Raw genomic sequence first — 12,138 nt, forward strand, 5'->3', positions numbered from 1 at the left:
GTCAGGCGAGGCGCGCGACAAACTTGTTGCTCGCCCCTCCCCGGCGATGGCATATGCCTTGCTTGAAACCGCTATCGGCACTCACTCCAACGGCGGAGCGGTGCATGGACAACGGCGTCGCTTCGACACTTGCATTGCAATGGGTCGGACGACGCCTTTTTTCTGGACGGACCTTTGATGAAGCACGCGCGATGAACGAACGAACCGGTAATGCGCTGGACTGGGTGGCCGGTAGCGACGCCCCGGAAATGAACAGCCTGGACGTGGGCTTCATGGCATTGACCGACTGCGCCCCGCTGGTGGTCGCGGCCACTCAGGGTTTCGCCCAGCCTTACGGCCTGAGCCTGAACCTCGAGCGTCAGACCTCCTGGGCCGGGCTGCGCGACAGGCTGGTCAGCGGGCAGTTGCAGGCGGCACACAGCCTGTACGGTCTGATCTATGCGGTGGAACTGGGCATCAGCGGTGGCCCGGCGGCCGACATGGCCATCCTCATGGGGCTCAACCAGAACGGCCAGTGCATCAACCTGTCCCGCGAGTTGCAGCAGGCGGGCGTGATCACTCCTGAAGCACTGGACAAACGCGCGCACCAAAGCGGATCAAGGCTGACCTTCGCGCAGACCTTCCCCACCGGCAACCACGCCATGTGGCTCTACTACTGGCTGGCCAGTCAGGGCATTCATCCGCTCGATGATGTGACCAGTGTCGTGGTGCCGCCCACGCAAATGGCGCAACACCTGCAGGCTGGGCGCATCGACGGTTTCTGCGTCGGTGAACCCTGGGGTGCCAGTGCCGTTCAGCAGCAACTGGGCTTCACCATGGCGACCAGCCAGTCGATCTGGCCGGATCACCCGGGCAAGGTGCTGGGCTGTACCCGTGAGTTCGTCGAGCAGAACCCCAATACCGCCAGAGCGCTGATCATGGCCGTACTGGAAGCGAGCCGCTTCATCGAGGAAAACGATCATAACCGGCGCAGCACCGCACAACTTCTCAGCGGTGCCGATTACCTGGACACCTCAGTGGACTGCATCGAGCCGCGCCTGCTCGGTCAGTACAGCGACGGTCTCGGCAATCGCTGGCAAGACCCTCACGCGGTCAGCTTCCATGCCCAAGGACAGGTCAACTACCCCTGGCTGTCCGACGGCATGTGGTTCATGACCCAGTTCCGGCGCTGGGGCCTGTTGCGCGAAGACCCGGATTACCTGGCGGTCGCCAGTCGCGTCCAGCAACTCGACCTGTACCGTCAGGCGGCCAGCGCGCTGGGCATCGACGTACCCGCCGCAACCATGCGCAGCAGTCAGCTGATCGATGGCAGGATCTGGGACGGCAGCGATCCGGCGGGCTACGCGCGTAGCTTCAAGCTCCATTCGCTGGCCGACGACGCGCCCGCTGTGGCCAGTCGTTGACGGAGAACGTGACCATGCTGCGTATCCTGCTTATCAATGACACCGCCAAAAAGGTCGGTCGCCTCAAGTCAGCCTTGATGGAGGCCGGTTTCGAAGTGATCGACGAATCCGGCCTGATCATCGACCTGCCCGCACGCGTCGAAGCCGTGCGCCCGGACGTCATCCTCATCGACACTGAATCGCCAGGTCGCGACGTGATGGAGCAGGTGGTGCTGGTCAGCCGCGACCAGCCACGTCCCATCGTGATGTTCACCGACGAGCACGATCCAGGCGTGATGCGCCAGGCCATCAAGTCCGGGGTCAGCGCTTATATCGTCGAGGGGATTCAGGCACAACGGCTGCAACCAATTCTGGATGTGGCAATGGCCCGCTTTGAAAGCGATCAGGCGCTGCGTGCGCAACTGCATGCCCGCGATCAGCAACTGGCCGAGCGCAAGCGCATCGAGCTGGCCAAGGGGCTACTGATGAAGATGAAGGATTGCAACGAAGAAGAGGCTTATACGCTGATGCGACGTCAGGCAATGAGTCGTCAGCAAAAGCTGATTCAGGTGGCCGAGCAGATTATCGCAATGAGCGAACTGCTGGGCTGAAGCCAGGAAGAACGCCTGCCCGCACAGGCGTTCTTCACCGTTTACAGAGGCGCAGCCTGTCAGCTCAACTGCACATCCTTCATCGCCGGGACGTAGCCGTAGTCATACTCTTCCTGCACGAACGAGCGGTCGCCCTTCAACAGGATTCTGACCGTCGGCGCCTCGGTGCCGCCGATACGGTAGTCATCGCCGCTGGTGGGCACGCTGTCGATGAACGAAGTCACCAGGCCGTTGGGCATCACACAGTGGGAGTACGTCTGGAATGGCTGTGCAGGCGGATTGCCCAGCACCAGTCCGGAAGCGTTCATCGGCCGGTAAGGCCCGAACAAATGCTCGCCCACAAAACCGTAAACGCCGTCCGGCCCGGTCACACCGTCGGCATACGTAAACTTGTGACTAATGGTGAATAAATAATACTTGCCGTCCTGAAAGACATAATGCGGACGTTCAGTCTGGTCATTGACGCCCACCGCAGTCACCAATGGCGGTAGTATTTCCCACTCTTCTCCGCTGAGATCTTTCGCAACTGCCAGGCCGATACAGCCCACTTGAAAACGCGCACCCCCCACTTCTTCATGGCCGGGTGGCACCGGGCCAAGTTCTGCAGCGCCAACGGTATGCGTACCGCGTTCGCCGGCCACATTACCTTCAAAGACCATATACAACTTGCCATCATTGGGATCAATAAACGGACTCGGGTCGCGGAAGTTCCACGTCGAGTTCTGCGCTTCGGTTTGATAATAAGTGCCGTCGGCCTCGAACAGTTTTTTGACCTGGGTAAAGTCTTTCAACTCCACGCCCTGATCGGACGTCACAATACGGCCGCGCACTTTGGCAATGGTCGCCCCCGGTGTCACGCAGGTGTAGTAAAGATCGATATCACCCTTGTCATTCAATAATACCGGTGTGCCCGCCCACTCACGGGTGGTGGGCGACACGCCTTCGGCCATGACCCGGCCACCGAAGATCCAGTTCTTGCCGGTGCGCGAATACCAGTAGCACATGCGCGCCCGCCCGTGACGATCTTCCCAGTCGCGCTTGATGTCATAGCGGCCGTTGGCGCCGAGATACTGCGGGTCGTCGGGGTGGCGATCAGCCGTCAGTGTGACGATAACCGACCAGCCGTTGACTGAGACCACCGTGCCGTCAAGCTCTCGCAACGGCATGGTGTCCCAGATGAAGACCTTATCACTCATGACCGGAAAGTCCGCTTTTACCAATGGCTGCGTGGTGGTCGGGTCATTTTCATTGACCTTCAACGCATCGGCACGGGACCAGATGGTAGGTGCGTAATTGATGTTACTCATGATGATGATGTCCTTTGCTGGCGCCTGTACAAGCAGCGCGTATAGGAAGGCAACACGGCAGGCATGCGTGCAATGCCGAGGTGCAGAGTGTGTCGGGCATTCAGGTGTCGAGGACAGCCGGACGCCGATAAAAGAGCGAGTAGCCGATGACTTCTTTCGAAGTAAGCATTTATCGAGATTGACTGGCAAACTGCAACTACAGATTACCGGATTGAAAAGTGAAACTACCTTTTTTAATAAGCGTCACACGTCGCAACAGAAGCGATGCTCTCAGAGATGCCACGCAAAGTAAATTAAATATTTACAGCATTGCTATCGTACAACCGTGAGAGCTGCGCATTAAATTATATATATTAAGGCCACCATAGCTGCGTATCGAAACAGCATCACAATGACAGTACTTACACGCAAAACTGATGGCACATTAAATAATATTAAATAGTTTGAACTTTAATAAAATATACTTAAATCCTGTTAACTGCCTGTTTCTGTTGACTGATACGGACTGTGCAAGCCGTTATCTGGCTTTTCGCCGCCACGCCCTTTTTTGCAGCGCGCCTGATGGCCCACGCCCGGTTCGAGGTCATACATCAGTCTGCTCGCAGTCTCTGAAAGCCATACAACCTGCCTGCAACGTATGGCTGACGCGCCTGCACGACCATTGGCCCGTCTATTGCTAATGCAATCGCACCGGTAGCCAACGGCGGCTATCACCTTTTACGACAAAGACGTCGCTCATCTCTTTCCGCCCCGTGGACAGAGAGGCGACGTTTTTTGCGTTTTGGCCCCGGCGAAGGGGCCGGTGGAGTCGCCGTCATTCGGAACACTCCACCACAGCGTCTGAACCACCCGTGTCGCGGTCATGGCCCGACTGACTAACTAGCAGATGATGAGGTGTGCACATGGATACAAGCTTCTGGAAGGCAGGCCACAAACCGACCCTGTTCGCGGCCTTTCTCTATTTTGACCTGAGTTTCATGGTCTGGTACCTGCTGGGCCCACTGGCGGTACAGATTGCCACTGACCTGCACCTGACCACTCAGCAACGTGGCCTGATGGTCGCCACGCCGATTCTGGCGGGCGCGGTGCTGCGCTTTTTCATGGGCCTGCTGGCCGACCAGCTGTCGCCCAAAACCGCCGGAATCATCGGCCAGGTGATCGTTATCGGCGCGCTGCTGGGTGCCTGGCAACTGGGCATTCACACCTACGGCCAGGTGCTGGTACTGGGTGTGTTCCTCGGCATGGCCGGTGCTTCGTTCGCCGTCGCGCTGCCCCTGGCGTCGCAATGGTATCCGGCGCAGCACCAGGGCAAGGCCATGGGCATCGCCGGTGCGGGCAACTCCGGCACTGTACTGGCCGCGCTGATCGCGCCGGTGCTGGCCGCCAGTTTCGGCTGGGGCAACGTCTTCGGCCTGGCGCTGATCCCGCTGGTTCTGACCCTGATCGCCTTCACCCTGATGGCCCGCAACGCCCCGCAACGCAGCAAACCCAAATCCATGGCGGACTACCTCAAGGCGCTGGGTGACCGTGACAGTTGGTGGTTCATGTTTTTCTACAGTGTGACGTTCGGTGGCTTCATTGGCCTGGCCAGCGCCCTGCCCGGCTATTTCAACGACCAATATGGCTTGAGCCCGATCACTGCCGGTTACTACACCGCTGCCTGTGTGTTCGGTGGCAGCCTGATGCGTCCGTTGGGTGGTGCACTGGCCGACCGTTTCGGCGGGATTCGCACGCTGACCGTGATGTATGCGGTTGCCGCCATCGGCATTGCCGCCGTGGGCTTCAACCTGCCGAGTTCGTGGGCAGCACTGGCGCTGTTCGTGGCCGCGATGCTGGGCCTGGGGGCCGGCAACGGCGCGGTGTTCCAGTTGGTACCGCAGCGCTTCCGCAAGGAAATCGGGGTCATGACCGGCTTGATCGGCATGGCCGGTGGCATCGGTGGCTTCCTGCTGGCGGCGGGCCTGGGCAGCATCAAACAGAACACCGGCGACTACCAGTTGGGTCTGTGGCTGTTCGCCGGCCTGGCGATACTGGCCTGGTTCGGCCTGCTGAACGTCAAACGTCGCTGGAGAACCACCTGGGGTTCGGCCGCGGTCACGGCGGCCCGGGTCTGAAGCGCCGATGACCCTGCAACTGCAGTTTGCACAATTCAGCGCCAGCGGACCGCGAGCGGAGAATCAGGACGCCGTACGCCTGGTCACGCCAGTCCCGGCGCTGGCGGCCAGCAAGGGCTATCTGTTCGCCCTTGCCGACGGCGTCAGCCAATGTGCCGACGGCGCACTGGCCGCGCAGTCGACCCTGCAGGCGCTGGCCCTCGACTATTACGCCACGCCGGAAACCTGGGGCGTGGCGCAGTCCCTTGATCGCCTGCTGCTGGCGCAGAATCGCTGGCTGCTGGCCAACGGCCTGTTGACCACCCTCAGCGCTCTGGTACTGCGTGGCAGGCGCTTCACCCTCGCCCATGTCGGCGACTGCCGGGCTTACCGCTGGCACACCGGAACGCTGAAACGCATCAGTGAAGATCACGTCTGGGAACAGGCCGACATGCAGCATGTGCTCAAACGTGCGCTGGGCCTGGATCAGTACGTGGTCATGGATTACCTGGACGGCGAGCTGTGTGAAGGCGAACGCCTGCTGCTGGTCAGCGACGGCGTATGGGCGGCACTGGGCGATGCAAGTATCCGCTCGATTCTGGGCGAACAGCACGACCTCGACGCGGCAGTGAAAACCCTGGTCAGCGCGGCGCACCTGGCCGGCAGTCAGGACAATGCCAGCGCCCTGCTGATTCAGGTCGACACGCTCGGCGAGGACGATCTGGGCGATACGCTACTGCAATTGCAGCAATGGCCGCTGCCACCCGCACTCAAGGCCGATCAGACATTCGAAGGCTGGAAAGTCGTCAGCATCGTGGCGCAATCACGCCAGTCCATCGTTTATCGAGTCACCGATATCAATGAGCAGCCCTGGCTGCTGAAGACCCTGCCAGCCAGTCGTCATGACGAGACCGGTGCCGGTCAGGGCTTACTGCTGGAGGAGTGGTTTCTGCGTCGGGTCGCCGGGCGTTTTTTTCCCGAGATACACCCGCTGCCAGACCGTCAGCATCTGTATTACGTCATGCGCGAGTATCGCGGGCACACACTGGCCGAGCGCTTCACCGACAAAGGGCCGTTGCCGCTGGCCCAGTGGCAGGACTTGGCCACCCGACTGTTACGGGCCACGGGCCTGCTGCATCGACGCAACATCATCCATCGCGATATCAAACCGGAAAACCTGCTACTGGCCGACGACGGCGAGTTGCGCCTGCTGGATTTCGGCCTGGCGTTCTGCCCGGGCCTTTCGGCGGTCAACACCGAAGACCTGCCCGGCACACCCAGTTATATAGCACCGGAAGCCTTCAACGGCGCCGAACCGCATCCGCAACAGGACCTGTACGCAGCAGGCGTCACCTTGTACTACCTGCTGACAGGGCAATACCCTTACGGCGAGATCGAAGCCTTTCAGCACCGTCGCTTCGGCGCACCGATACCTGCCAGCCGTTACCGACCGGATCTGCCACAGTGGCTGAGCCAAAGCCTGGACAAGGCACTGCACGCCGACCCGAGCCAGCGTTATGAAACCGCCGAACAGTGGTTGCTGGAGCTGGAGCAGGCCGAGCATCGTCCGCTGGTGGCAAAGCCGCGTCCGCTGCTGGAACGCGAACCGCTGAAAGTCTGGCGAACACTGGCGTTGCTCTCTCTGCTGTTCAACCTGATGCTGGTGATCTGGTTGATGGGCCGCCACTGAGCCCTTGCGCGCCGCTTCTGTGCAACGCGCCTCAACGCAGTGCAGAAAGCGCCAGGGTTATCGACTGCACACCGCGCAGGCTGGCAAATCCGAGTTGGCACAAGCGCTGCATGGTCACTGGCAGATAATTCATAACACGCCGCCCTCAACGATGAAGGCTGCGTCTCCCGAGCGAACGGGACCGGACAAAGGCGTCCTCGTCAGGCCACTGACGGGACGCCTTTTTTTGTTTGCGCGAAACGTATCGAGCACGCGCTGCAGTGACTCGGAGGCAAGATGACCAAACTCAAACTGGTGATGATCGGCAACGGCATGGCCGGCGTGCGCACACTCGAAGAGTTGCTGAAACTGAGCGAAGACCTTTACCACATCACGGTCTTCGGCGCCGAGCCACACCCCAATTACAATCGCATTCTGCTGTCGCCGGTACTGGCCGGCGAGCAGAATTTCGAAGACATCGTGCTCAACGACCTCGACTGGTACGAACGCAACGGTATCCAGTTGTTGCTCAACCGTCGCGTGGTGAAGATCGACCGCATCAGACGCCTGGTGATCGCCGATGACGGCACCCAGGCCCATTATGATCGGCTGCTGATTGCCACCGGTTCGCAGCCGTTCATACTGCCGATCCCGGGCAACACGCTGAACGGTGTGATCGGTTATCGCGACATCGGCCACACGCGGCAGATGATCGACACCTCCGTCACGCACAAGCGCGCAGTCGTCATCGGCGGCGGACTGCTCGGCCTGGAAGCGGCCAACGGCTTGAGCCTGCGCGGCATGCACGTGACGGTGGTGCATAACGGCCAGACGCTGCTGGAGCGCCAACTGGACAAGACCAGCGGGCGCATGCTGCAAGCGGCGCTGGAAAAGCGCGGCCTGAGCTTTCGCCTCGACGAACAGACCAACGCCTTGCTCGGCGATGATCAGGGCCGGGTAACCGCGGTGCAATTCAACAATGGCGACAGGATCGACGCCGATCTGGTGGTCATGGCAGCAGGCATACGGCCCAACACCGAATTGGCCGAGCAAGCCGGCCTGCCCTGCAACCGTGGCATTCTGGTCAATGACACCTTGCAGACCTACGACCCGCGCATCTACGCGATTGGCGAATGTGTCAGCCACCGTGGCATCGCCTATGGGCTGGTGGCGCCGCTGTTCGAGCAGGCGCGGGTCTGCGCCAACCACCTCGCGCAACTGGGCTTTGCGCGTTATCCGGGCTCGGTCACCTCGACCAAGCTGAAAGTCACCGGTATCGACCTGTTTTCCGCCGGGGATTTCCTCGGCGGTGAAGGCACTGAAAGCATCACCCTTTCCGACCCCATCGGCGGTATCTACAAGAAGCTGGTAATAAAGAACGATGTACTGGTCGGCGCCTGCCTGTACGGCGACACCGCCGACGGCAACTGGTACTTGCAGCAGATCCGTGATGGCCAGGGTATCGACGCCATTCGCGACCACCTGATGTTCGGCAAACCCGTTGCTCCAGAGGCTGCCTGCGCATGAACAGCCTTGCCCTCCACACCCCCCGGGTCACGGCGTCTACCTGCTGCTATTGCGGCGTAGGCTGCGGCGTACTGATCGAGCATGACGGCGAGCATATTCTTGGTGTCAGCGGCGACCCGAAGCACCCGGCGAACTTCGGCAAGCTGTGCAGCAAAGGGTCGAGCCTGCACCTGACCGGCGACATTGAAGCCCGCGCGCTGTACCCGGAACTGCGCCTGAGCAAGAGCCTGGCGCGCAGCGTCACCGATTGGGATACCGCGCTGGAGCATGCGGCCAATGCGTTCGCCGAAAGCATTCGCGCACATGGCCCCGACAGCGTTGCCTTCTACATTTCCGGCCAATTGCTGACCGAAGACTACTACGCGTTCAATAAACTGGCGCGCGCACTGATCGGCACCAACAATATCGACAGTAATTCACGGCTGTGCATGTCATCGGCCGTGGCGGGCTACAAGCGCAGCCTGGGTGCCGATGCCCCACCGTGCAGCTATGAAGACATCGAACTGAGCGATTGTGTGATGATCGTCGGCAGCAACATGGCCTACGCACACCCGATTCTGTTTCGCCGTCTGGAAGAGGCAAAAAGCCGTCGTCCGCAGATGAAACTCATCGTCATCGACCCACGGCGTACCGACACCTGCGAACTGGCCGACCTGCACCTGGCGATTCAGCCCGGCACGGACGTCGCGCTGTTTCACGGCATCCTTCATATACTGATGAACGAACGGCTGATCGATCCGGCGTTCATTGCCGCGCACACGCAGGGCTATGAGGAACTGGCCACGCTGGCCCGTGACTACCCACCTGAATACGTGGCCGCCCTCTGCGGCATTACTCTGGAACAGCTGCACACCTGCGCCCGATGGGTGGGCGAAGCGCCGGCTTTTCTGTCGCTGTGGTGCATGGGGCTGAATCAGTCCACGGCCGGCAGCGCGAAAAACAGCGCGCTGATCAATCTGCACTTGGCGACCGGACAGATTGGCAAACCCGGCGCAGGTCCCTTCTCGCTCACCGGCCAGCCCAACGCCATGGGCGGACGTGAAACCGGCAGTCTGTCCAACCTGTTGCCTGGCCATCGCGACGCGGCAAATCCTCAGCATCGTCAGGAGGTTGCAGACTACTGGGGCGTCGATAGCCTGCCTGCCAATCCCGGCCTTTCAGCCATCGAACTGTTCGAGCAATTGCAGAATGGAACGATCAAGGCCCTGTGGATTGCCTGCACCAACCCGGCACAGTCACTGCCCGACCAGAACCGCATCAGGCAAGCGCTGGAAACCTGCCCGTTCGTGGTACTCCAGGAGGCCTTCAAGACCACCGAAACCGCGCGTTATGCCGATCTGTTGCTGCCTGCTGCCAGTTGGGGTGAGAAAGAAGGCACGGTGACCAACTCCGAACGACGCATCTCCAACGTGCGCAAAGCTATTCAGGCGCCCGGCGAAGCGCGCTCCGACTGGGCGATCACCGTGGATTTCGCTCAGCGCATGCAAAAACGCCTGCAACCCGGCGCACCCGCGCTGTTCGACTTCGCTACACCCAAAGCCTTGTTCGATGAGTTCAAGGGCCTGACGATCGGGCGCGATCTGGACATGTCAGGAATCGACCGCGAGCTCATCGATCAGCAGGGTCCGCAACAATGGCCCTTCCCGCGTGGCGCCAGCAGCGGCACGCCGCGCCTGTACAACAATGGCATCTTTCCCACCGATTCAGGTCGGGCGCAGTTTCTGTCCGAGCCTTACATCGCCGCCAGGGAAGTGCGCGATGCCGACTACCCGCTGACGCTCAACACCGGCAGGCTGCGCGATCAGTGGCACGGCATGAGCCGCACCGGCACTGCTGCCCGCTTGTTCGGGCATGTCAGTGAAGCGGTGCTGAGCCTCAATCCGCAGGACATGCTCAGCCATGACCTGCAGCCCGGCGACCTGGTCAAACTGATCAGTCGACGCGGCGAGTTGCTGTTGCCGGTCGGCAGTGAGGACAGCGTTGCAGTCGGCCAAGCCTTTGTGCCGATGCATTGGGGCGACAGGTTCCTCAAGGGGGGTGTCAACGTTCTCACCCAGCCAGCCTTCGACCCGGTTTCGAAGCAACCGGAACTCAAGCACGCCGGCGTCAGGATCGAAAAAGCCCGACTGCCCTGGCAGTTCTTTGCGCTGGTCGAGGGCAACGTGCAGCAACGGATGGAAAAGCTGCGCCCCTTGTGCGACACCTTCACCTATCTGAGCATGAGCCTTGCCGGACGCGAGCGACCGGCGCTGGTGATACGCGCCGCCAGCGCAGCAGCACCCGATTCAGCGCTGCTGCAGCAGATTGATCAAGTACTGGGCCTGGATGAAGGACCGGTCATGGCGTATGACGACCCCAAGCGCTCGATCGGCAAACGGGTACGGATCGACGGCGAACGTATTACTGCTGTTCGCCTGGCCGGTGAAACACTTGCCCGGCATTGGCTGCAGACGTTGTGGCTGGAAGAGCGCGTTGAGGCTTCGTTGCGGCGCTGGCTGTTGGCACCGTTGAGCAGCGAACCGGGCAAAGACTCGACACAGCCTCGCGACAAGACCTTGTGCAACTGCATGAACGTCAGCCAGAGCGCGGTAATGAGCGCTATCGAGCGTGGCCTGGACCTGAATCAACTCAAGACACAGTTGGGCTGCGGCACCCAGTGCGGCTCCTGCGTGCCGGAAATAAGACGACTGATCCATACCGTGGCGGTTACAGAATGAGGAATGCGGCATGAGCGCAAAAGTATGGCTGGTGGGCGCGGGCCCAGGCGACCCGGAACTGCTGACTCTCAAGGCAGTACGTGCCCTGGCTGAAGCCGACGTGGTGCTGATCGACGATCTGGTCAACCCCGCAGTGCTGGAACATTGTCCGGGAGCGCGGGTCATCGCGGTCGGCAAGCGCGGCGGTTGTCGTTCGACGCCGCAAGCGTTCATCCATCGCCTGATGCTGCGCTACGTACGTCAGGGCAAATGTGTCGTTCGCCTCAAAGGCGGCGATCCGTGCATCTTCGGACGTGGCGGTGAAGAGGCTCAATGGCTACAGGAGCGCGGTGTCGCCGTGGAGCTGGTCAACGGCATTACAGCGGGTCTTGCCGGCGCAACACAGTGCGGCATTTCGCTGACCCTGCGCGGTATAAGCCGTGGCGTAACGCTGGTCACCGCCCACACTCAGGACGACAGCACCCTCAACTGGCAGGCACTCGCGCAAGGCGGAACCACCCTTGTGGTTTACATGGGCGTGGCGAAACTGGCGGAAATTCGCGAGAGTCTGCTGGCAGGCGGAATGAGTGGCGAGATGCCGGTGGCGATGATCGAGAACGCTTCGCTGCCGTGGCAGCGCGAATGCCGCAGCACCCTGAATGCCATGCAACAGGACGCAGCCGCTTTCCAGTTGAAGAGCCCCGCCATCCTGGTGATCGGTGCGGTTGCCGCGTACAACAATGAGCTGATCGATCAAACCCTGATGGACCACGCGCAGTTGAATGCCGGCTGACCCCAGGCTCGTCTGAGCACACGCCCCGCCAAATCGCAGGCAAAGAAAAGCCCGGCCTGA

General features: G+C 60.9%; 7 protein-coding genes and 1 pseudogene. 7 read left to right on the plus strand and 1 reads right to left on the minus strand.

The window, feature by feature from the left end:
• The first annotated feature begins 191 nt into the window (after positions 1-191).
• Positions 192-1,403, plus strand: coding sequence for a CmpA/NrtA family ABC transporter substrate-binding protein (locus PCPL58_RS17960; protein WP_065350071.1), 1,212 nt, complete (start codon positions 192-194; stop codon positions 1,401-1,403).
• Positions 1,404-1,417: 14 nt separating this feature from the next.
• Positions 1,418-1,993 carry an ANTAR domain-containing response regulator gene (locus PCPL58_RS17965; RefSeq protein ID WP_065350072.1) on the plus strand — a complete coding sequence of 192 codons (576 nt, stop codon included), beginning with the start codon at positions 1,418-1,420 and terminating at the stop codon, positions 1,991-1,993.
• A gap of 59 nt (positions 1,994-2,052) precedes the next feature.
• Here PCPL58_RS17965 and PCPL58_RS17970 read toward each other — a convergent pair whose 3' ends face one another.
• Positions 2,053-3,300 (minus strand): glycoside hydrolase family 68 protein, encoded by a 1,248-nt coding sequence (locus PCPL58_RS17970; RefSeq protein WP_003433034.1) that lies wholly within the window; start codon positions 3,298-3,300, stop codon positions 2,053-2,055.
• Positions 3,301-4,202: 902 nt separating this feature from the next.
• Between PCPL58_RS17970 and PCPL58_RS17975 the strand changes: the two genes are divergently transcribed.
• From PCPL58_RS17975 to cobA, 5 genes and pseudogenes are all read left to right on the plus strand, one after another.
• The gene (locus PCPL58_RS17975; protein ID WP_003433035.1) at positions 4,203-5,414 is read left to right on the plus strand and encodes a nitrate/nitrite transporter; all 1,212 of its coding nucleotides are present in this window, start codon (positions 4,203-4,205) and stop codon (positions 5,412-5,414) included.
• Between the two features lie 7 nt (positions 5,415-5,421).
• A complete protein-coding gene (locus tag PCPL58_RS17980) occupies positions 5,422-7,083 on the plus strand; it encodes a bifunctional protein-serine/threonine kinase/phosphatase (protein WP_003366867.1) in 1,662 nt (553 codons plus the stop codon).
• Between the two features lie 276 nt (positions 7,084-7,359).
• A pseudogene (locus PCPL58_RS17985) lies at positions 7,360-8,559 on the plus strand (NAD(P)/FAD-dependent oxidoreductase); the annotation flags it as partial.
• Between the two features lie 26 nt (positions 8,560-8,585).
• Positions 8,586-11,306: a nitrate reductase gene (locus PCPL58_RS17990; protein ID WP_065350073.1), complete on the plus strand. Its 2,721-nt coding sequence runs from the start codon at positions 8,586-8,588 to the stop codon at positions 11,304-11,306.
• Between the two features lie 10 nt (positions 11,307-11,316).
• Positions 11,317-12,078 carry a uroporphyrinogen-III C-methyltransferase gene (gene cobA / locus PCPL58_RS17995; protein WP_003366857.1) on the plus strand — a complete coding sequence of 254 codons (762 nt, stop codon included), beginning with the start codon at positions 11,317-11,319 and terminating at the stop codon, positions 12,076-12,078.
• Positions 12,079-12,138 lie beyond the last annotated feature (60 nt).

Source organism: Pseudomonas cerasi (assembly GCF_900074915.1).
GTDB classification, from domain to species: Bacteria; Pseudomonadota; Gammaproteobacteria; order Pseudomonadales; family Pseudomonadaceae; genus Aquipseudomonas; species Aquipseudomonas cerasi.